Source organism: Alteromonas sp. W12, from assembly GCF_001924945.1.
Lineage (GTDB): Bacteria > Pseudomonadota > Gammaproteobacteria > Enterobacterales > Alteromonadaceae > Alteromonas > Alteromonas macleodii.
Genome location: NZ_LQXH01000012.1, coordinates 37333 through 57898, shown reverse-complemented (window position 1 = coordinate 57898; position 20566 = coordinate 37333). Strand labels below are relative to the sequence as shown.

21 protein-coding genes are annotated in these 20566 nt (G+C 45.1%); 18 read left to right on the top strand and 3 right to left on the bottom strand.

Annotated features, from left to right (window positions below):
• The first annotated feature begins 42 nt into the window (after positions 1-42).
• Both AWH61_RS17955 and AWH61_RS17950 read left to right on the top strand, forming a co-directional pair.
• A complete protein-coding gene (locus AWH61_RS17955) occupies positions 43-294 on the top strand; it encodes a TIGR02647 family protein (RefSeq protein ID WP_014950925.1) in 252 nt (83 codons plus the stop codon).
• A gap of 178 nt (positions 295-472) precedes the next feature.
• On the top strand, positions 473-1117 hold the full coding sequence (locus AWH61_RS17950) for a tetratricopeptide repeat protein (RefSeq protein WP_075177822.1): 645 nt from the start codon (positions 473-475) through the stop codon (positions 1115-1117).
• Between the two features lie 137 nt (positions 1118-1254).
• On the opposite strand, the gene AWH61_RS17945 is transcribed toward AWH61_RS17950, so the two are convergent.
• On the bottom strand, positions 1255-1818 hold the full coding sequence (locus tag AWH61_RS17945) for a cytochrome b/b6 domain-containing protein (protein ID WP_075177821.1): 564 nt from the start codon (positions 1816-1818) through the stop codon (positions 1255-1257).
• A 101-nt stretch (positions 1819-1919) separates the two neighbouring features.
• Positions 1920-2201, bottom strand: a complete 282-nt coding sequence (locus AWH61_RS17940; protein ID WP_075177820.1) for a PepSY domain-containing protein — start codon at positions 2199-2201, stop codon at positions 1920-1922.
• 319 nt (positions 2202-2520) lie between these two features.
• Between AWH61_RS17940 and AWH61_RS17935 the strand changes: the two genes are divergently transcribed.
• Entirely contained in the window at positions 2521-4884 is a 2364-nt protein-coding gene (locus AWH61_RS17935) for a TonB-dependent receptor (protein ID WP_075177819.1), read from the top strand.
• Positions 4885-5005: 121 nt separating this feature from the next.
• Here the strand turns inward: AWH61_RS17935 and AWH61_RS17930 are convergent, their stop codons facing one another.
• Positions 5006-6724: an alkaline phosphatase D family protein gene (locus tag AWH61_RS17930; RefSeq protein ID WP_075177818.1), complete on the bottom strand. Its 1719-nt coding sequence runs from the start codon at positions 6722-6724 to the stop codon at positions 5006-5008.
• 306 nt (positions 6725-7030) lie between these two features.
• Between AWH61_RS17930 and rnr the strand changes: the two genes are divergently transcribed.
• The 15 genes from rnr (at position 7031) to rplO (ending at position 20563) form a co-directional block, all read left to right on the top strand.
• Complete coding sequence (gene rnr / locus AWH61_RS17925) at positions 7031-9448, top strand: ribonuclease R (RefSeq protein WP_075177817.1); 2418 nt, start codon at positions 7031-7033, stop codon at positions 9446-9448.
• Positions 9449-10189, top strand: coding sequence for a 23S rRNA (guanosine(2251)-2'-O)-methyltransferase RlmB (rlmB, locus tag AWH61_RS17920; protein ID WP_014950916.1), 741 nt, complete (start codon positions 9449-9451; stop codon positions 10187-10189).
• 512 nt (positions 10190-10701) lie between these two features.
• Positions 10702-12372: a S8 family serine peptidase gene (locus tag AWH61_RS17915; RefSeq protein WP_014977527.1), complete on the top strand. Its 1671-nt coding sequence runs from the start codon at positions 10702-10704 to the stop codon at positions 12370-12372.
• Positions 12373-12682: 310 nt separating this feature from the next.
• Positions 12683-14077 (top strand): DUF4397 domain-containing protein, encoded by a 1395-nt coding sequence (locus tag AWH61_RS17910; protein ID WP_075177816.1) that lies wholly within the window; start codon positions 12683-12685, stop codon positions 14075-14077.
• Between the two features lie 132 nt (positions 14078-14209).
• Positions 14210-16318 (top strand): GAF domain-containing hybrid sensor histidine kinase/response regulator, encoded by a 2109-nt coding sequence (locus tag AWH61_RS17905; RefSeq protein WP_075177815.1) that lies wholly within the window; start codon positions 14210-14212, stop codon positions 16316-16318.
• A 221-nt stretch (positions 16319-16539) separates the two neighbouring features.
• Entirely contained in the window at positions 16540-16908 is a 369-nt protein-coding gene (gene rplN, locus AWH61_RS17900) for a 50S ribosomal protein L14 (RefSeq protein WP_012519228.1), read from the top strand.
• Positions 16909-16920: 12 nt separating this feature from the next.
• Entirely contained in the window at positions 16921-17235 is a 315-nt protein-coding gene (rplX, locus tag AWH61_RS17895) for a 50S ribosomal protein L24 (protein WP_014950912.1), read from the top strand.
• Between the two features lie 17 nt (positions 17236-17252).
• Positions 17253-17792: a 50S ribosomal protein L5 gene (rplE, locus tag AWH61_RS17890; RefSeq protein ID WP_014950911.1), complete on the top strand. Its 540-nt coding sequence runs from the start codon at positions 17253-17255 to the stop codon at positions 17790-17792.
• A gap of 12 nt (positions 17793-17804) precedes the next feature.
• Complete coding sequence (gene rpsN / locus AWH61_RS17885) at positions 17805-18110, top strand: 30S ribosomal protein S14 (RefSeq protein WP_014950910.1); 306 nt, start codon at positions 17805-17807, stop codon at positions 18108-18110.
• 13 nt (positions 18111-18123) lie between these two features.
• Positions 18124-18516: a 30S ribosomal protein S8 gene (rpsH, locus tag AWH61_RS17880; protein ID WP_012519224.1), complete on the top strand. Its 393-nt coding sequence runs from the start codon at positions 18124-18126 to the stop codon at positions 18514-18516.
• Between the two features lie 13 nt (positions 18517-18529).
• Complete coding sequence (rplF, locus tag AWH61_RS17875) at positions 18530-19063, top strand: 50S ribosomal protein L6 (RefSeq protein WP_014950909.1); 534 nt, start codon at positions 18530-18532, stop codon at positions 19061-19063.
• A gap of 12 nt (positions 19064-19075) precedes the next feature.
• Positions 19076-19429, top strand: a complete 354-nt coding sequence (gene rplR / locus AWH61_RS17870) for a 50S ribosomal protein L18 (RefSeq protein ID WP_014950908.1) — start codon at positions 19076-19078, stop codon at positions 19427-19429.
• Positions 19430-19438: 9 nt separating this feature from the next.
• Positions 19439-19939 (top strand): 30S ribosomal protein S5, encoded by a 501-nt coding sequence (gene rpsE, locus AWH61_RS17865; protein ID WP_012519221.1) that lies wholly within the window; start codon positions 19439-19441, stop codon positions 19937-19939.
• Positions 19940-19945: 6 nt separating this feature from the next.
• Complete coding sequence (gene rpmD / locus AWH61_RS17860) at positions 19946-20125, top strand: 50S ribosomal protein L30 (RefSeq protein WP_014950907.1); 180 nt, start codon at positions 19946-19948, stop codon at positions 20123-20125.
• A gap of 3 nt (positions 20126-20128) precedes the next feature.
• Positions 20129-20563 carry a 50S ribosomal protein L15 gene (gene rplO / locus AWH61_RS17855; protein WP_014950906.1) on the top strand — a complete coding sequence of 145 codons (435 nt, stop codon included), beginning with the start codon at positions 20129-20131 and terminating at the stop codon, positions 20561-20563.
• Positions 20564-20566 lie beyond the last annotated feature (3 nt).

The window sequence follows — 20566 nt, the reverse complement described above, 5'->3', positions numbered from 1 at the left end:
GCGTGCTAAATCCCTACTAACCCTTTTGCCTAAGGTGGTTACATGAGTTCATTCGATCAGGACATGTTAGACGAATTAAATTTGTTACTGAAGTTTCCAACAGACAGCCTACTTCAAGGTTTAAAAATTCATCACGATGCCAGCCAAAGCATGGTGAACGCAGCATCCAGGCTATACTCCAAAGGCCTAATCACCCAGCCAGACGGTGGTTACCTAACTGATTTAGGTATTGACCTAGCCGATCACGCCCGCCATATCCAATCGGCCATGTGCCCACGAAAAAGTAGCCACTAAAAGCAAGATGCTGGCGTACGGTTAAATGCAGGTGGTCAGCATAAGGTTGAAAGCAGATATTAGCTGGCCGCAGACGCTCATGTGTCCATTCGTAAAGAAAAGCATGTCTTGGTTAAGATAATCTATAATTAGTCGATACCTTAACTAAGACATTGTAATCAACACATACTCTTTTGCTATGAAACGTATTCTACACACAGCCTTATTTATCTGCGCGACTGTCACGGGTTTTTGCGCTCATGCTCTTGAAGGGGAAACGATTGAAGAGCTTCGCGCAGTTCAGCTTTACAGCCAAGATGCCTTAATCGATATGATTAATGCTAATACGCATTTAGACAAAGTAGTGACTGATCGATGCCAATTAGTACAAGACATTGAAGCGCGTGCAAACGTGTTGAAAGTACCGGCCTACCAGTTTTTATGGGGAGATATGCTGGCGTGGGGCGTGTGCGTAGACGCTGAACCTGCCCGTGGTATTGGTTATATGGAAGATGCCGCGAATCAAGGTTTGCCAGCAGCACTAGAGCAATTGGGGCGTTACTATGCAAAGGGCACGCTTGTGCAGCAGGATAAATCTCGCGCCGTAGTGTATTTACGTGAAGCCGCTGCGCTTAAAAACCTAAAAGCGCAAATTCACTTGGTTGAGTTGTTTTTGGACGGTTATGGCAGTCCTTACGATTATGAAGACGCGTACCACTGGCTTTATAACTCAGTGACCAACGATAAAAAGCAGCATCAGCAAATTGCGTCTTACCTCGCTCGCTTAGAAAAATTAATGCACCCGAAAGCCGTGCGAGAGGCAAAGCGGCCTTTGGATAGTTAAAAGCCACAAGCGGCGAGGTGATAACGAACACCTGCAGGCAACTAAAATCTTTAGGGCAGAAAGGCTGGAAAACACAACAAGCCAGCTTCGGCAAAAGTGTATTTATATCCGTAGCACATCTATGTCTTTACGTAGGCTTAACGCTTACGCCAGCCAGTAAGCATAGGGCGAACTAACTGAATATTACCCATACGTTGTACAGCAAACACGGAAGCAATATGCACCAACACACAGCCGTACAATACATCAGCCATAATACTGTGTATCCATTCCAGCGTGCTATTCCCAAACAGTGCGTCTATTTCTTCCATCATAAAACCGGTAATACCTAACCCAAGCAAAAGGGCAATAACTGCCATCACCATAAGCCAGCCAAAAGGATTGTGGCCATGAGTACGTGGGATTTGTTTATGCTTTAAGTGCTGGAGGTGTTCTCTAAAGGCCTGCTTGCTTAGCGAAATAGCGGAGAAGCTAGCGTAAGCTGTGGAGCCCTTTTTGTTGGGATTAGCTGAATATAAGCCCCAAGCAACGCGTATAGATATAAGCGCTACGCCCACATAGCCCGCGATTTCATGAAAAAGCCGGCCCGGCTCTACAATAAAGTAGTTGGTGATAAAACTTGCAACAATGCCCCAGTGGCATACGCGCACTACCCAATCCCAAACATAAATATCTGAACCCGTGTCTTTAGCTTTGTGCATTACGTGACTTTCTCAGGGTAAAACAAAAACGCTGCAATAGTTTGCAGCGTTTTTATCAAGTTTTAAAGCAAGCGTTCGATGAACCGTTTGCTAAACAGAATTTAGTGCATTTCTTTTTTAACAATGCTGCCATCAACAGGGTTAAAGTAAATCTCTACTTTGTTCTCTTCTTTATCGAAGCCGTAGATTTCGTAGCAGTTACCGCCTGTCACTTTAAATTCGTTGATTTTGTAGCCTTGCGCTAACAGCTGAGCCTGAAACGCATCTTGGTTTTGCCATTCAGCTTCCGGCGCAGTAGTACACTGAGTGGTGCCGTGCTCTGCACTACATGCGCTTAATAAGGTCGCGGCGCCAATAGCAGCAGCCATCATTAGTTTTTTCATTGCAGTCTCCGTTTCGCTTTTTATTTAAAAGTTCTTTCTATCCTACTTAAATATTGTACTGACATTGTTCTTTTGTGCATAGAGGTTGCACAACTTTGTTGTACAGAATTGAGTTCTGTTTGGTTTTATAACGGGGCACAGAATGCTTGTCACAAAATTGCCTCCGACATGTCACGGATAGTTCATCGAACCGTCTCAAAAGCATTCTACATTTTTGGGCTTTGATATTTCTAAACACTAGGCAATGTCGCCAATCTATCGGCGAAATGTTTAAAAAAATACATAAAACACCCAATAAGCACACAAAAGGAATGATTTGATGCGTCCTCTGTACCCACGAACGGTTTACCCACGCTCTCTGCTTGCCACAACAATTGCATTTGCACTATCAAGCGCCGCAATTGCACAAGAAGTAGCGCTCGACACAGAAAACGAACATAACTATATAGAAGAGATTACGGTAACCGCACAAATGCGTGAGCAGTCCGTTATGGATGTGCCTGTTACTATGGATGTAATAGGTAGCGAGTTCTTAGAGCGCACCAATATCATGGAACTTGATGAGCTTTCTCGTATTTTACCTAACGTTCAAATTCAAGAGCAGGCTGTAAGCTTACCGTCCTTTAATATTCGAGGCGTGACTGACGACGTATCTTCGGTGTCGGCAACGCCTCGCATCTCTGTATATCAAGATGGCTTTGATATCAGTAAAAAGACGGTAGCCAGCGTCGCGCTTTTTGATATTGCGCGCGTAGAGGTTTTAAAAGGCCCCCAGCCAACCTTGTTTGGTGTAGCGGCAGCCAATGGTGCGGTAAGTATTCATTCCAATCTTCCCACCTTCGAACAAGAAGGCAAGGTACAGGTTGGCTATAACTCAGAGCAAGGGCAAGAACTTGAATTCATGTATAACCAGCCTATTAACGACAACCACAGTTTTCGTGTAGCAGGTCTTTATCGCGAAATGGACGGCATTGTAGAAAACAATGCCTGTAGCGCTGACTCCTATTACGGTAATGCAAATATGTACAACCATCTTGGTGAAGAAGTGCCGTGCAACAGCGAAGATCTTCAGGGTGTTTCAGTACAAGCACTACGTGCAACATGGCGAGCGAATTACGATCAGCTTGAAATCATTGCGCGCGCAGCCATGGAGTATAACGACCAGCCGGGCATTGCCTTCAAATCAGGCTCTATCGCCCCCAATGGCGGAGATACTAGCCCTTTTACTGATGCCGAATTTAGTTTAGGCAGTGAACTAGGCATTGAACGAACGCTTCAAGCTTATGATTTAACCGTAAACTACGATTTCAACCAAATGCTTAGCCTACACGCCGACGCATACTATAAAGATGTAGAGGTAAGCGAGGGATTTGACGCCGACGGTTCTGCTTTGCGTATTCAAGATGCCTACTTCGATAACGACGCTACGCTTAAAGGTGCGTCAATGCGTTTAGTGTATGACTCGGGTGATAAATTGGCCGCATTTGTTGGTGCGTCGATCACCCAAGACGATTCTATTTTGCCCTACTATGTGATGGTCGACCCATTTGTACGTGGTACCTTCGATGCGGTTAAAGCACAGCTTGAGGCCACCTCAAACATTCCGCTAAATCAGAATATCGCTACTGACGCATCGTTAGAAGAAATAGAAGCACTGCGTGCGATGTTAGTGTCGCAACTGTTTAATGAAGATGGCTCTCCTATTTCTAACCCTGCACTGCCGCCTATTATGATACAAGGGCCGTTTATATTTGAAGCTGAACTTGATATAGCGTCTTATGTTGCTGAGGTGTCGTATTTTGTTACCGACGACATCAACATTACTGCTGGCGTGCGCTATATCGACGAAACACGTTATACCCGTAATACTTATACTACTGCAGACGGTGCATTTACGTTCGATGCCGAGCGCGACTTTGACGATACCCTGCCGCGCTTTGCCGTAAGCTATGATGTTAATAACAACTGGAACGTATACGCAAACTACGCTAGGGGACGACGTTCACCAGTTGTGGATGCTAATGCAGGTGGCGTTAATGTGACTAAACCTGAAATAGTAGACAGTTACGATTTAGGTATTAAATACCAAAGCGCGAACTTCCTGTTCTCAGGTGCTATTTTCACCTACGAATACAGCGATTATCAGCAAAGCTTTACCGACGCAGAAACCTTACAGTCTATTACTGTAACGGTAGGCGACTCGACCATGTCGGGTATTGAAGGCATGGCGACCTATAACTACAGCGAGACGCTGACGCTAACAGCAAGCCTTGGTTTCCTTGACGCTGAATTTGCAAACAATACTGCTGATGGATCTGAGTTCCAATACGGTGGCAATAAGTTCCGCTTAGCGCCAGAAGTTAGCGGCGCGATAAACATCAACAAAGTATTCAATATAGACAGTTTTGACATTGATGTTAACTGGCTTACCAGCTTCCAGTCAGAAGTGTTTTTTGAAAGCAGCAATTACCCTGGTCTTTCTCAAGATACTTACTCACTGACTGATGTATCGGTGAAGCTGCTTCAAGACAACAGCAAGTTTGCCTATGAGCTTTACGTGAACAACCTGTTTGATAAAGAATTCTTGATTGATGCTGGTAATACGGGCGGTGGATTGGGTATACCTACCTTCGTACTCGGAATGCCACGCATTGCTGGTGTGCGTGTTTATTACGAGTTTTAAGGTTGGCAAGGAGTAAACGCGCTGCATTCAATTAAGCGCGTTTACTTATTTAATTAAAAAATGACTTCATAAAGTAAAGCCGCAAGCATGCGGCTTATTCCGTCTTAATATATAGCCTTTATCAAGCGTTTATCTCATAGCTATGCGTATTAACCACTTTGCCTGCTTTGGTCAAAATCGCATCAACATAGTGCCACGTTGCTTTTGCGCTATCTTGGCTAACGGTTAAAGTCATGAACCCGCGCTGGTGGAGGTTACAGTACTGCAAATCTTCTATAAGAAGCGGTAGGTCGTCTGCAAGGGTTTTAGCTTTCTCATCCCCCATGCTTAGGTAATGTTCCATACCGGGTGACGTCACGCCTGGTGTGGCAAGTTCAACCCCTACCTCTGTACCATCTTTAAGGGTTAATTTGTTGTGCCAAGCATTATGTGTATCACCTGCAAGGGCAATAACTGGCTTGCCGATGGACTTAAGCTGCATCAGCACCTGTTCCCGCTCAACAGGGTAACCATCCCACGCGTCTAGGTTATATGGCATTACGGTATTAATAAGCGCCTGCTCTTGTTCACTGAGTGCGCCACCTTGCATTTGTTTGCGTTTAATATTCGCAAGTTTGTGTGCATGGGCCGGTATTGCTTTGCGTTCAACGCCATTAAAAATAGATACAGGGAAAAGCATGCGGCCTATTAATAGTTGTTGCCCTAACACCTGCCATTTAGCCTGGCTTTGCTGCATAGACGAATGTAGCCAGTTGCGTTGGGTTTCACCTAAAAGCCCACGACTAGGATTACTGATATCTTTCATAAAGCCAGCTTGGTCAAACGCTTTTGTTTCAGCATCGCGATAGTCGCCGTACTCAAGCTGTTTGTCGCGAGCAAGAACGCGGGTGTCGAGCATGTATAAGTCAAGAAGTTTACCAAAAGTAAACTGACGATAAATTTCTAAGCGCTCGGTGCCAAAAGGTGGGCGAATGGGTAGCCATTCATAATAAGCTTGAACTGCCGCTGCACGACGGGCATAAAAATCTCCTTCATCCGCTTGGTGATTTTCAGCACCGTCTTTATAGGTGTCGTTAGTAATTTCATGGTCATCCCACACAACAATAAACGGCTTGTTTTGGTGTAATGCCAACAGGCCTTCATCCGTGCGATACAGTGCATAGCGATTGCGATAGTCGGTGAGTGTATAAAGCTCGGTGTCGTTATCAGGTGCATAGGTTCGGCCAATCTCTTTTGCGTGCTCAGTGGCGTAGCCTTTGCCATCGTATTCATAAATGTAGTCACCAAGGTGTAATACATAGTCGATATTGTTGTTTTGCGCTGCCTCCATGTATGGCGTGAAAAAGCCAGCAGGGTAGTTAGAGCAGGAAAATATGCCGAACGTAACGTCAGACACATCGGCTTCGGGCAGCGTGCGGGTTTCGCCCACAGGGCTTATATTATTGGCACTTTTAAAACGGTAAAAATAACGGTTAGCCGGACTAAGGCCTGTTACGTCTACCTTTACGGTAAAATCATGGGTTGCTTTCGCTTCAGCTATCCCGCTGCTTACTATGTCAGTAAAGTCGGCATCGCTTGCCATTTCCCATAAAATATCGGCCTTAGCTAAACCTGAGTTTGAGTCCGAGCCTGGGCCTGCACCAGAGTCTGGCACGGCGCGCGTCCAAATAATCACGGCGTCTTTTAATGGGTCTCCACTCGCCACACCATGGGTAAAGGTTGCGTTGGTTTGTGGTTGGCTGTTTGCTGAAGTGCTAACGGTACAGCCTGCTAGCCCTGTAGACACTGCTACGCTCGCGCCTGCGAGTGACGACAGCTTTATAAACGATCTTCTATCCATATGCCTGCTCTTTATAAGGTTTGTAAGGTATCCGGTGATGTCATTGTTTTGTTGAACGCTCATGCAACAAAAACGAAAACCCATTTTTATACTGAGTGTTTGTGACATAGAGATGTCAGGCTGAGAATCCATAATAACAGTCAATGTTTTACTGCAAATACTGTTATACTGTGCAGCAAATAACCACATGAACCAAAAATGGTTTATGTTCTAAACAATCATATTTATGTTTTCTACAGGGCTTTGAAGAACTAAGCCACAAACGAAAACACGTTGAACAAAATACGAAAGGTAAATTTAAAATACATGAGTGATGATCCGCATTATCAGCGCGAGAAAGAAAAGTACGAAAATCCGGTAGCCAGCCGCGAATATTTAATGAGTTTATTAAAAGAGCACGACAAGCCGTTGTCGTTTCTTGATATCTGTAACTTGGTGAACGCCTTCGACGAAGATGCGCGAATTGGAATTCAGCGCCGACTACGTGCCATGGAGCGCGAAGGTCAGGTGCAATTTACCAAGCAGAAAAAATACATTCTCCAAAACCGTGATGAACTCATTAAAGGCAGAATTATTGGTCACCGTGATGGCTACGGCTTTTTGCGTCCTGAAGATAAAAGCGGTGATTTATTTATCAGTGCTGGGCAGATGAACCTGTTCCTTCACGACGATGTGGTAGAAGCGCGCATTAGCGGAACCGATCGCCGTGGAAGAAAAGAAGCATTTGTTACGCAAGTCGTTGAGCCACGCAGCGAGCCAATTGTTGGCCGCTACTTTGTTGAACAAGGTTTTGGCATGGTTGTGCCAGATGACAGCCGGTTGCAGCACGAAATTGTTATTCCACCAGAGAGCACACACGGTGCTCGAATGGGGCAGGTGGTTGTGGTAGAGCTTACCCAGCGTCCACGCCGTAAAATGAGTCCGGTGGGCAAAATTGTTGAAGTACTTGGTGAACATATGGCGCCAGGTATGGAAATAGAAATGGCACTTCGCACGTTTGATATTCCGCATCAGTGGCCAAATGGCGTAACCAAGCAGGTGGAAAAACTTACCGATCAGGTGCCCGATGAAGCCAAAGAAGGTCGTATTGACCTACGCCAGCTTCCCCTTGTTACCATTGACGGCGAAGATGCTCGCGACTTTGACGATGCAGTATACTGCGAGCCGTTAGATGACGGCGGCTGGCAACTTTGGGTAGCCATAGCCGATGTAAGTCACTATGTAAGAACGGGCTCAGCTCTTGATGATGAAGCGCAGCAGCGCGGTAACTCGGTGTATTTCCCTGACCAAGTTATTCCTATGCTTCCAGAAGTACTGTCTAACGGCTTGTGTTCACTAAACCCTGAAGTCGATCGCCTATGTATGGTGTGTGAAATGACCATCAGTGCAAATGGTAAACTAGAAGAATTCCAGTTTTACGAAGCAGTCATGAACTCACACGCCCGTTTAACCTACACCAAAGTGTGGAATATTCTTCAGGGCGACAAAGAACTTCATCAGCGTTACGAGCCTCATGTACCTCATTTACGTAATCTTCACGACTTGTACCGTGCGCTCAAAAAAGCCCGTGCCAAGCGCGGGGCGATTGAATTTGAAACCCAAGAAGTGAAGTTTGTATTCAACGCCCAGCGCAAGATTGAAAATATTGTGCCGCTGGTGCGTAACGATGCGCATAAGCTTATTGAAGAGTGCATGATCATGGCAAACGTGAGTGCGGCTCTTATGCTTGAAAAGCATGAGGCGCCAGCGCTATACCGTGTGCACGACGAACCAGACGCCGACAGGCTTACCGCATTTACCAGTTACTTAAGTGAAATCGGTATCCCTCATGCCATTGTAGAAGATGCAGAGCCCGCTGCATTTACGGACGTGGTACTGAAAACCCGCGGTCGAGTGGACGAAGAACTAATTCAAACCATGCTGCTGCGCTCAATGAAGCAAGCGGTTTACGACGGTGACAACGTAGGTCACTTTGGGTTGGCGCTAGAAGCTTACGCGCACTTCACGTCACCTATCCGTCGCTATCCAGACTTGGTCGTTCACCGTGCGCTAAAAGGCATTATTGCTAAACAGCAGGGCAAAAAAGCAGTCAGTGGTGCGAAAAATTATACTGTTGAAGAAATTGAACAGTTAGGCGAGCAGTGTTCAATGACAGAGCGCCGCGCCGATGATGCCACCCGTGACGTGGCTGACTGGCTTAAGTGCGAGTTTATGCTCGACCACGTCGGCGACACCTTTGAAGGTGTGGTCAGCTCGGTCACTAACTTTGGTTTATTTATACGCCTTACCGAATATCACATCGACGGCCTAGTACACATTACATCGCTAGATGATGACTATTATCACTATGACGATGTAAAACAAGCGCTGGTTGGTGAGTCGGGCCATCGCCAATTCAGATTGGGTGATACAGTTGAAGTAACCGTAGCAGCGGTCAACCTTGATGAAAGAAAGATTGATTTATTACTCGATAAGTCTATGCTGCGCGGCACTAAGGGTAAGAAGGTAAAAGTGAGGTCTGCGAAAAAGGCTTCAGATAAACCTACTCGTTTTGATAACAAATCACGCTCTGATAAAGGCTCGCGTTCTGATAAAAAAGGGAACAAAGGCAAAGGCGGCTCAAGCTCGTCTAGTCGTAGCGGTGGAAAATCGTCAAGTCGCGGCAGCGCCAAAGGCGGTAGTAGCGGCAAAACACTGTCATTGAATAAAAGAGGTAAGCGTTAAATGGCGCAGCAAGAATGGTTATACGGTTTACATGCCATGCAGTCGGTACTTGAAAAAGAGCCCGAGCGTGTAATGGAAGTGTTAGTGTTAAAAGGTCGCAATGACGAGCGTCTCACCAACATTGTTAACCAAGCCCGTCGTTTCGGTATTTCAGTTCAGTTTTGTCAGCGCAAAGCGCTAGATGACAAAGTAAGCGGAGAGCAACACCAAGGCGTGGTAGCAAGAGCAAAACCAGCCCGCGTGCTAGATGAAGCTGATTTAGACAAAATTTTAGAAAGCGAAGCGCAGCCTTTAATTTTGGTACTAGACGGTGTTACCGACCCGCATAATCTAGGTGCGTGCCTGCGTACTGCAGATGGAGCAGGGGTGCACGCGGTAGTAGTACCGAAAGATAAATCAGCAAGCTTAAACGGCACAGTAAGAAAGGTGGCCTGTGGTGCAGCTGAAGTGGTTCCACTTATTCAAATCACGAACCTGGCCAGAACCTTGAAGCACCTTCAAGATAAAGGCCTTTGGATTGTTGGCACAGCCGGTGAAACCGATAAGACCCTTTATGATGTAGACCTGAAAGGCCCAACTGCATTAGTAATGGGGGCTGAAGGTAAGGGCATGCGTAGGCTTACCAAAGAAACGTGCGATGAGTTAGTGAAGCTTCCTATGGCTGGCAGTGTGACAAGTTTAAACGTGTCGGTAGCAACCGGTGTGTGCTTATACGAGATCGTAAGACAGCGCAGTTTATGAAACTAAGTTGCTAGAATTGAGCCTCTAATGAGTTTTCAATTGGTTTTTAAAAAAGCGTGTACCTTTGGGTACACGCTTTTTTTATATTTAAGTAAAACTTATAAAGAGTTTAATATTTTGTTACATTTGAATTTGTAAAATTAATGTTAATTATAGTTTTTTATTCCTACCATGAATCTGCTCGTAATACACATTTGGCGCGCTCTTCATAAGTTGTGTTGTTTTTTTGTGCATTTTTAAAGGTATTAAAAATGCTCACCAGGGTTAAGGCAACATACTCAACAGCCTGATTCGCCGCCTAATATGAGCTCTGTAAATAATTGGTAATACCGTTTATTTGCATACCTGACAAACGGGTAGGTCGTTGCAACGCAGTTGCGTCGGTTGTCATGGATGAGCTTTTCGTATGAGGTAATGGTTATACCTGTATGTCATTTAATAACAAATAGCTTCCAAAGCACGGAATAAAACAGTGTTGAAGTTAATAAGACAGATAAAACAGGAAATAAATTTTGAACTCAAAATTAAATAAGAAACACACATGTCTAACAGCAGCTGCTCTAGCTGTATCACTTGGCTTAATGGGTAATTCTGCAATGGCAGCAGGCGAAGGTCTGGTAAAAGTTAAAGAAAAGCCTCAAACCCTAAAACAAGCACTAGGTAAGCGATTGACTGTCGATCGCGTTATTACCGCTGACCAAGAGCGTTACATCATCAAGTTCAAAGATGAGATGACCAGTGAAACGGTTGAAGTGAGTGCACTAAAAGGTAAAGGTCAAATCTCTAGTGCCAAAGTAAAAGGGAAAAAGCCTTTCGATATCGCGTCTGCTAAATCAGAAGTAAGAAAAGCAGGTGGTGCAATTAAGAAAGAGCTTAAGAAGCATAAAATGGTAGCGGCTACAATGAGTAAGTCAGCGCTGAACAAGCTTCGTAAAAATCCAAACGTAGAAAGCATTGAAGTGGACGTTCGTCGTAAGCCTATGGCGCAGACCACGCCTTACGGCTACACCATGGTTCAGGCTAATCAATTTGCACAGTCAGATACTACGGCTCGCAAAGTATGTATCATCGATACAGGTTACAACCTGGGTCACCCAGATTTGCCTGGAACAAACGATGGCGTTACAGGTCAGGCAAACAATAGTGCTGTAGGTAACTGGTATAACGATGGTAACGGTCACGGTACCCACGTAGCGGGCACCATTGCAGCATACGATAATAACGAAGGTGTAGTTGGTGTGTATCCTGGCGTGGATATGCATATCGTTAAAATCTTTAACGACAACGGCCAATGGACTTACGCATCTGACCTTATCGATGCTATCACTCAATGTCAGGATGCCGGCTCGAACGTTGTTAACATGAGCTTAGGTGGCGGCAGTTCGTCAACTACCGAGCGAAATGCAATGCAGAGCTTCACAGATGCAGGCATGCTGTTAGTTGCGGCGGCAGGTAACGATGGTAACAGTGCGAAATCTTACCCAGCGTCATATGATGCAGTAATGTCAGTTGCGGCAGTAGACTCAAACGAAAATCGTGCAAGCTACAGCCAATATAACGATCAGGTTGAAATTGCCGCGCCAGGCAGTGCAGTACAGTCTACCTATCCAACAAATACCTACGCTTCACTCAGCGGTACATCCATGGCGACGCCACACGTAGCTGGTGGTGCAGCATTAGTATGGAGTTATTTCCCGCAGTGTTCAAACAACCAAATTCGTAGTGCACTTAATGCAACGGCAGAAGATAAAGGCAGTGCGGGTCGTGATAACTTCTACGGTTATGGTTTAATGCAGCTTGCTGACGCCTACAACTACCTTAATACCAACGGTTGTGCCGGTGGCGGTACTGGGGGCGGTGGCGGCTCTGAGCCTGGCGTAGAACCTGTATCAGGTCAGCTAACCGGCCTTTCAGGTACGCGCAGAAACTGGGACCGCTACACTTGGACGATTCCTGAAGGTGTAACGCAGATGACTATTCGTACCTCTGGTGGTTCAGGCGATGCCGATCTATACGTGAAGTTTGGCTCACAGCCAGAAACGAATAGCTATGATTGTCGTCCTTATCAAAATGGCAACAGCGAAGTATGTACATTCGATGCGCCTGCGTCAGGCACATGGCACATTGGTATTCGCGCTTACTCTTCATACAGTGGTGTAACGCTATCATACTCGTATGAGTAAATAACCCGTTGTTCTAAAGTACAGTGAAAGCCTGCTTATGCAGGCTTTTTTTTGTTTCAGTTTTGTACGCGGTTTGCTTTCGTTTGTTCGAACACCAATGCTCTCTACCAGCATTTTTCGAAGCGTGAATGTCAAGTTTCCATAAAGAAAGGTCAGCTTTGCAAAGTTGACGTAAAGCTGCGAACTAAGCCCTATTCACATAGCCATATCGCTGTATTGTGCGTGCCAAGATCAGCACTCTCTACATGTGCCTATTTGCTTTAACGCAGGCTTTATCCAACCAAGAACAACTTCAAAGGACATTCAATTTATGCAATTGACCTCTCAATCTTTGCTTCGTGGAACATGGTTCCAAGCAGTGGCAATTGGGCTTATTGCACTGCTTGGGCTTACCGCTTGTGGTGGCTCAGGCAGCAGTAGCTCAGATTATTCGTATGCTTACATTCAGTTTTACAATGCTTCGCCTAACGGTGCCAATGTAGAAATGCGTGAAGTTGATGGCGATAGCTTTGGCTCTGCTCAATTTGGTGACACTACGTCAATGTACTCTATGGAAGATGGGGAATTAGAACTCGAGTTCATTCGAACTGATTCAGACGACCAAGAAGTTTTTATTGACGAAATTACCGTTAACTTAAAAACCGGTTATAAGACCATTGTTGTGATGAGTGGTGACTTTAGTAACCCCGTTTTTAACACCTATTCTTATCAGCGCGAAACATTGGAAGATCACTTCCGCCTATTCGCTTTATCGGTAGCAGTAGATGAATCTTCTTATGATTTCTACATGAGTGAGTCTGGCGACCCGTTTGAAGCAGCTAACTTCCTTGGCTCGGTCACAACGGGCGACATGATTGAATTTGACTTCTGGGATGCAGATGATGACAGTGAATACTTTGATGAGGGCGAGTACACGATTTATTTGACCGAACCAGGAAGTGACGATGTTGTCTTTGAATCACAAACCATCGATTTTGTATACGAAACTGAGTATCTAATGACACTGCGCGATGTCAGTGGCGCCATTCAAGAAGGGCTAGTTGTAGACACTATTCTTAACTCTTCATCAGTTACGGCGCTTACAGATGTAGAAGCAGATTCACAGTATCGTATTTACAATTCTACGAATCTGGATGCAGAGCTTCAGGTTACCTTTGGTGGAAACACTGATGAAGAGGACGTCAGTTTTACACTCGCGGCAGGCGAGTTGTCTGAGTTTAGTACTATCCGCTATGGCGATTATCGCGTTACCGTAACCGACCCATCAGGTACAGTAACGTCACTGAGCAACAAGCTAATTACGCTTAATCAGGGTGAGAGTAAGGCTATTCTTATCTACAACACCAACAATAAATTAGGCGCAGCAACCTTTGTAGAAAGTGGTTTGCCTCAGGCCTACGATAAGACAGTAAACTTCATCAACTTAGTTAGCGACTTTGATGACGTAGACTTCTACTTGGTAAGAAATGACGAAACCATTGATACTGCTGAGTACGATATACAGAATCTTGAATTTGCTGAAAGTACCAGTGAAGTGCTGCCATCAGACTATTATGAAGTGATTGCCGTATACGAAGATGACAACGAGGAGCAGGTGCTGCTTGATAGAACCGCGCTGTTTGGCTTTACAGAGGAAGAAAACTATATAGTTACTGTTGAGCCAGCGGATACGCCAACGGGATATGAAATTAACGTGCTTTATTAATCGGTTAGTACATTTATTATACTAATTGATAAGGGTGAAAACTTTCATCTGCGTATATTTCACGTAAGTTTAAAAGGTCAACGCTAAAAACGTTGGCCTTTTTACTTGCTGTCCGGGAGGGCGAAAATCCTCATGAGTATCATTAAAGATCTACAAACCATATCAAATGACAAAGCACTTTCATTTGATAAAAAGCTCGAGAGCTTGCTAAGCATAGGTACGGAAATACTCGGGTTGGAAACAGGGATTGTAAGTAACATTCAAGGCGATAATTACCGTGTGCTTAGCGTTATTACGCCCGACAACGACATACCATTAAATACGACCTTCGCATTACCAGACACTTACTGTGCAGATGTGGTGAACAGCGATGCTGTTGTGGCTTATCACAATATAGATACTGCGCCAGGTGCCTCGCATCCGTGTTTTGAAAAATACACATTAAAGAGTTATCTCGCTTCACCAGTGCGAGTACATGGTGAATTTTTCGGTACAGTAAACTTCTCATCTCTCGGTCCACGGGACACACCCTTTACGCCCTTAGAGATGGATTATTTACTTTTGCTTGCTTCGTGGATAGGCAACGAATTAGAGCGTCAACAAGCGATAAGTAATCTCAATGCGCAAAAAGCGATATTAGAAGAGAGAAACTCGTTATTACACCAAGTGACTAACCTTGCCGGTGTAGGTACATGGGAATTAAATATTGATACCGGAGCATTGATTTGGTCTGGTGCACTGAAGCGAATGCTGCATGTGCACGGTGAAAAAGTAGTAAAGCCAGAAGACGTGATCAAATTCGTGGTTGATGAAGACCAGCGGAATAAATACGTCGCTCAGTTCAATCAGATGATAAAAACCGGCGAAGACTTTTCCTATGAACTTGAAGTTCGCACCGATGCGGGAGAAACCCGTTGGTTACAAAGTCGCGCTCATCCGGTCATGGAGAATGACCGTTGCGTTAAGGTAATTGGTGCTACAGTTGATATTACGCAGCTTCACATGGACAAGGCAATGCTGCAGCAAAAAACGGATATGGCAGAAAGCGCCTTGAAAGCACGAAGTGAGTTCCTTGCGAATATGAGCCATGAAATAAGAACACCAATTCATGGGGTACAGGGCATGCTTGAGGCACTTATTAGTTCCTCGCTAAATTCTACCCAGCTAGAACATGCCACTATTGCTATGAAAAGTGCAGATTCATTACTCAACATTGTGAATGATATATTGGATTTTTCTAAAATCGATTCTGGCAACATGTCGTTTGAAGAATCGCCCACCAACCTTGCCGACACTATAGAAGAGCAAGTGCCGATGTTCACGCGGCTAGCTCACGAGAAAGGTATTGAACTTTCAGTAAGCACAAAGGGGGTTGAGGGAAAAACCTTCATAGCTGACAAACTAAGAATTGGGCAAATTCTGATTAACCTATTGAATAACGCCATTAAATTCACAAAAGAGGGGAAGGTAACGGTTGAAACTAAAAGCACCCGATACGGAAAAGGGCGGTTCAGAGTAAAACTAATCGTGACTGATTCAGGGATCGGAATTAGCGAGCAACAGCAAAAGCTCATTTTCTCGCCGTTCGTTCAAGCAGAAAACTCGACGCAGCGAAGATATGGTGGCACAGGCTTAGGGTTGTCTATAGTCAGTCAAATCGTGAAGCATTACGGTGGTAAAATTGAGGTGTGCAGCGATTTAGGCGTGGGGGCGCGATTTATCGTAACCCTCATGCTAGACGATGCTAACGCAGGCACCGTAGCCGAAAAAGCATGTGGCCATAATGCTGTTTATATCCCTTCTAAACAGGAACTGAGCGCGTTTAAAGCACTAATAGTTGAAGACAATGAAATAAATCAGCTTGTCATTAAAGAGCAACTAAAAGAGATAGGCATTACCGCCGATTTAGCAGAAAACGGTGAAGAGGCAGTAGAAAAAGTTAAAGACGCATTAAAAGGAAAGTCACCCTACACAATCATTTTGATGGACTGCCATATGCCTGTAATGGATGGATTAGAGGCGACGAAGCTAATTAGGTCAATGGGAGACAAGGCACGGGACATCCCAATAATTGCATTAACCGCAAATGCATTAACCGGCGACAAAGAAAAATGCTTGAAATCCGGCATGGATGACTTCATATCAAAACCTGTTGGTGTAAGCCGGTTGAAAGAGTGCCTTTACAGGCACTTGAGTAAGCAGCTTGTAAGTAATGAAAATCGCCTAAAAGATCCTGCTTGATAACCTATGACGTGGTTATCAGCCCCGACTTTTAGTCGGGGCTTTTTTATTGCTCACATAGTTTAAAAATAATTCAATTTACCGCTATCACTTCCAAATGTTTTCTGTTATTATTTCGCGCCCTTTTTATGGGGGTATGTACATAAAAGCAACGACATCCAGTTGTTTTTAGCAGCACTAACGACTCGGGAGAGTCTTAATTTTAAGAGCGGAGCACTAACATGATCCAAATGCAAACTAACCTGGACGTTGCAGACAACAGCGGCGCTCGCAGGGTTCAGTGTATTAAGGTTCTTGGTGGCTCGCATCGCCGTTATGCAGGTATCGGTGACATCATCAAAGTTACTGTTAAGGAAGCAATTCCTCGCGGTAAAGTTAAAAAAGGTGACGTACTGAATGCAGTGGTGGTGCGTACTAGAAAAGGCGTTCGTCGTGCAGATGGTTCTACCATTCGTTTTGACGGTAACGCGGCTGTTATGCTTAATGCTAACAAGCAACCAATTGGTACGCGTATCTTTGGCCCGGTTACCCGTGAGTTGAGAAGTGAAAACTTCATGAAAATCATCTCATTGGCCCCAGAGGTACTATAAGGAGTCACGATAATGGCTAATAAAATTCGTCGTGATGATGAAGTAGTCGTATTAGCGGGTAAAGACAAAGGCAAACAAGGCAAAGTCCTTAAAGTGCTTATTGCTGATAACCGTGTAATTGTAGAAGGCGTTAATCTCGTTAAGAAGCACACTAAGCCAAACCCACAACTGGGCGTAGCTGGTGGCATCGTTGAGAAAGAAGCTTCTATTCACGTTTCTAATGTTGCGATTGTTAACCCGGCAACGGGCAAAGCAGATCGCGTTGGTTTCCGTTTCGAAGATGAGAAGAAAGTACGTTTCTTCAAGTCTAACGGCGAACTTGTTTAATTATATTGGAGAGTACGATGGCGAAACTGCATGATTTCTATAAAGAAACAGTAGTAGCTGAACTTGCTAAGCAGTTCGGATACAAAAGCGTCATGCAAGTCCCTCGGATTGAAAAAATCACTCTAAACATGGGTTTAGGTGAAGCAGTTGCTGACAAAAAGGTACTTGAGAATGCTCAAGCTGACATGACGGCTATCGCCGGTCAGAAGCCTGTTGTTACAGTTGCTAGAAAATCAGTAGCGGGTTTTAAAATCCGTGAAGGTTATCCGATTGGCTGTAAAGTAACCCTACGCGGCGAGCGTATGTGGGAATTCCTAGAGCGTTTGATTTCAATCGCTATCCCACGTGTTCGCGACTTCCGTGGTTTGAATCCTAAATCATTCGACGGACGTGGTAACTACAGCATGGGCGTGCGTGAGCAAATCATTTTCCCTGAAATCGATTTCGATAAAGTGGATAAGGTTCGCGGTATGGATATCACTATCACTACCAGTGCGAATACAAATGAAGAAGCACGTGCTCTGCTGGACGCGTTTAACTTCCCATTCAAAAAGTAGGGGTGTAGGGTTATGGCAAAAGAATCAATGAAGGCACGTGAAGCTAAGCGTACTAAGCTAGTAGCTAAGTATGCTGAAAAGCGCGCCGCACTTAAAGCGATTATCAGCGATGTTAACGCTTCTGAAGATGAGCGTTGGGACGCTGTTCTGAAGCTACAACAACTGCCACGTGACTCTAGTAAGTCTCGTCAACGTAACCGTTGTCGTGTTACTGGTCGTCCACATGGTTACCTACGCAAATTCGGTCTTAGCCGTATTAAGCTTCGCGAAGCAGCGATGCGCGGTGAAGTCCCTGGCCTTAAGAAAGCCAGCTGGTAAGGAGTAGCTGATAATGAGCATGCAAGATCCTATCGCGGATATGTTTACCCGCATCCGTAACGGCCAGATGGCACAGAAAGTTTCTGTAACTATGCCTTCTTCAAAACTTCGCGTTGCAATCTGTGAAGTATTGAAAGCTGAAGGTTATATTACTGACTTCGCTGCTTCTGGTGACGTTAAGCCTGTTTTAGAAGTTACGCTTAAGTACTTCGAAGGCAAGCAAGTAATTGACACTATCGAACGTGTAAGCCGTCCTGGTCTGCGCATCTATAAGAAAAAAGATGAGCTTCCAAAGGTTATGGGTGGTTTAGGCGTAGCTATCGTGTCGACTTCTAAAGGTGTGATGACTGACCGTGCAGCGCGTAACGCTGGCATGGGCGGTGAGATCATCGGTTATGTAGCATAACGGAGGAGTTGAAATGTCACGTATAGCAAAAGCCCCAGTAGACGTTGTATCAGGTGTAGAAGTTTCTATCTCTGGTCAAGAAGTTACTGTTAAAGGTAGTAAAGGCACTTTGACCCGCGTTTTCAACGACGCTGTAGAAGTTGCACAGGAAGAAAACCAACTTAAAGCACTTCCACGTGAAGGCTTTGTTGACGGTTGGGCACAGGCTGGTACTGCGCGCTCTATCCTTAACGCAATGGTTCAAGGTGTTTCAGAAGGTTTTGAGAAAAAACTTCAGCTGTTAGGTGTTGGTTACCGTGCACAAGCACAAGGTAACAAACTAAACCTTACACTAGGTTTCTCTCACCCTGTAGCATACGAAATGCCTGAAGGCATTACGGTTGAAACTCCTAGCCAAACTGAAATCGTCGTTAAAGGCGCCGATAAGCAGGTGGTTGGTCAGGTTGCGGCGAACATTCGTGGTTACCGTCCACCAGAGCCTTACAAAGGTAAAGGTGTACGTTACGCTGACGAACACGTACGTCGTAAAGAAGCTAAGAAAAAGTAGGTGGGTGATACGATGGATAAGAAAACAGCTCGCATTCGTCGCGCTACTCGCGCACGAGCAAAAATTCGTGAACTGGCCGCGCATCGCTTGGTAGTTAACCGTACACCTCGCCACATCTACGCTCAGCTAATCGCTCCATGCGGTTCTGAAGTGTTGGCAGCGGCTTCAACTGTTGAGAAAGATCTTGCAAAAGATCTTAAGTCTACAGGTAACGCTGAAGCAGCGACGGTAGTCGGTAAAGCAATCGCAGAGCGCGCGCTTGAGAAAGGCATTAAAACAGTGGCTTTCGATCGCAGTGGTTTCCAATACCACGGTCGCGTTAAAGCATTAGCTGATGCAGCTCGCGAAGCTGGTCTTCAGTTCTAGGAGTTTATAATGGCTAAACAAGACGTTCAAAATGGTGAATTTCTAGAGAAATTGATCGCCGTAAACCGCGTATCTAAAGTGGTTAAAGGTGGTCGTATCTTTAGTTTCACTGCATTGACAGTAGTGGGTGACGGTAACGGTCGCGTTGGTTTTGGTTACGGTAAGGCACGTGAAGTACCTGCTGCAATCCAAAAAGCAATGGAAAAGGCACGTCGCAACATGGTTGACGTAGACCTTAACGGTCACACGTTACAGCACCCGATTAAAGGTCGTCACTCTGGCTCTAAAGTTTACATGCAGCCAGCATCTGAAGGTACCGGTATTATTGCCGGTGGTGCGATGCGTGCAGTACTTGAAGTAGCTGGTGTACAAAACGTACTTTCAAAATGTTACGGCTCTACAAACCCAATCAACGTTGTACGTGCAACAATCAACGCGCTGACAGAAATGAACAGCCCGGCGAAAGTTGCTGCGAAGCGTGGATTGTCTGTAGAAGAAATTTTGGGGTAATCAGACATGGCAACGATTAAAGTAAAGCAAACTAAAAGTGCAATTGGCCGTCTGCCAAAGCACAAAGCTACGCTTAAAGGTTTAGGCCTTCGTAAAATCAACCATGTTCGTGAACTGGAAGATACCCCAGCCGTTCGTGGCATGATCAACCGTGTATATTACATGGTTGAGATAGTGGAGGAGTAAGACATGCGTTTAAATACAATTTCTCCAGCCGAAGGTTCAAAGCCTACTGGTAAGCGTTCTGGTCGTGGTATCGGCTCAGGTCTTGGTAAAACGAGTGGCCACGGTCACAAAGGTCAAAAAAGCCGTTCAGGTGGCCGCGTTAAGCCAGGATTCGAAGGTGGTCAGATGCCTATCCAGCGTCGTCTTCCTAAGTTCGGTTTCACTTCACGCAAGAGCTTTGTTACTGATCAAGTAACTCTTGCTGAAATCGCGAAGGTTGATGGTGATACTGCGTCTCTTGAGACTTTAAAAGCAGCTGGTATCGTTAAGAAAGAAATCCAGTTCGTTAAAGTTGTTAAGAGCGGTGAAGTTTCACGCGCTGTTACAGTAAGCGGGTTAAAGGTTACTAAAGGCGCTAAAGAAGCGATTGAAGCTGCTGGCGGTAAAGTAGAGGAATAAGCT

Excerpts from the sequence above, each read along its gene's own strand:
- rpmD (WP_014950907.1), top strand. The coding sequence starts at position 19,946 with ATGGCAACGATTAAAGTAAAGCAAACTAAAAGTGCAATTGGCCGTCTG.
- AWH61_RS17910 (WP_075177816.1), top strand. The coding sequence starts at position 12,683 with ATGCAATTGACCTCTCAATCTTTGCTTCGTGGAACATGGTTCCAAGCA.
- AWH61_RS17945 (WP_075177821.1), bottom strand. The coding sequence starts at position 1,818 with ATGCACAAAGCTAAAGACACGGGTTCAGATATTTATGTTTGGGATTGG.
- AWH61_RS17940 (WP_075177820.1), bottom strand. The coding sequence starts at position 2,201 with ATGAAAAAACTAATGATGGCTGCTGCTATTGGCGCCGCGACCTTATTA.
- rplF (WP_014950909.1), top strand. The coding sequence starts at position 18,530 with ATGTCACGTATAGCAAAAGCCCCAGTAGACGTTGTATCAGGTGTAGAA.
- rplX (WP_014950912.1), top strand. The coding sequence starts at position 16,921 with ATGGCTAATAAAATTCGTCGTGATGATGAAGTAGTCGTATTAGCGGGT.
- rplO (WP_014950906.1), top strand. The coding sequence starts at position 20,129 with ATGCGTTTAAATACAATTTCTCCAGCCGAAGGTTCAAAGCCTACTGGT.
- AWH61_RS17935 (WP_075177819.1), top strand. The coding sequence starts at position 2,521 with ATGCGTCCTCTGTACCCACGAACGGTTTACCCACGCTCTCTGCTTGCC.
- rpsE (WP_012519221.1), top strand. The coding sequence starts at position 19,439 with ATGGCTAAACAAGACGTTCAAAATGGTGAATTTCTAGAGAAATTGATC.
- rpsN (WP_014950910.1), top strand. The coding sequence starts at position 17,805 with ATGGCAAAAGAATCAATGAAGGCACGTGAAGCTAAGCGTACTAAGCTA.
- rplR (WP_014950908.1), top strand. The coding sequence starts at position 19,076 with ATGGATAAGAAAACAGCTCGCATTCGTCGCGCTACTCGCGCACGAGCA.
- rlmB (WP_014950916.1), top strand. The coding sequence starts at position 9,449 with ATGGCGCAGCAAGAATGGTTATACGGTTTACATGCCATGCAGTCGGTA.
- AWH61_RS17955 (WP_014950925.1), top strand. The coding sequence starts at position 43 with ATGAGTTCATTCGATCAGGACATGTTAGACGAATTAAATTTGTTACTG.
- AWH61_RS17950 (WP_075177822.1), top strand. The coding sequence starts at position 473 with ATGAAACGTATTCTACACACAGCCTTATTTATCTGCGCGACTGTCACG.
- AWH61_RS17905 (WP_075177815.1), top strand. The coding sequence starts at position 14,210 with ATGAGTATCATTAAAGATCTACAAACCATATCAAATGACAAAGCACTT.
- rplN (WP_012519228.1), top strand. The coding sequence starts at position 16,540 with ATGATCCAAATGCAAACTAACCTGGACGTTGCAGACAACAGCGGCGCT.
- rplE (WP_014950911.1), top strand. The coding sequence starts at position 17,253 with ATGGCGAAACTGCATGATTTCTATAAAGAAACAGTAGTAGCTGAACTT.
- rnr (WP_075177817.1), top strand. The coding sequence starts at position 7,031 with ATGAGTGATGATCCGCATTATCAGCGCGAGAAAGAAAAGTACGAAAAT.
- rpsH (WP_012519224.1), top strand. The coding sequence starts at position 18,124 with ATGAGCATGCAAGATCCTATCGCGGATATGTTTACCCGCATCCGTAAC.
- AWH61_RS17930 (WP_075177818.1), bottom strand. The coding sequence starts at position 6,724 with ATGGATAGAAGATCGTTTATAAAGCTGTCGTCACTCGCAGGCGCGAGC.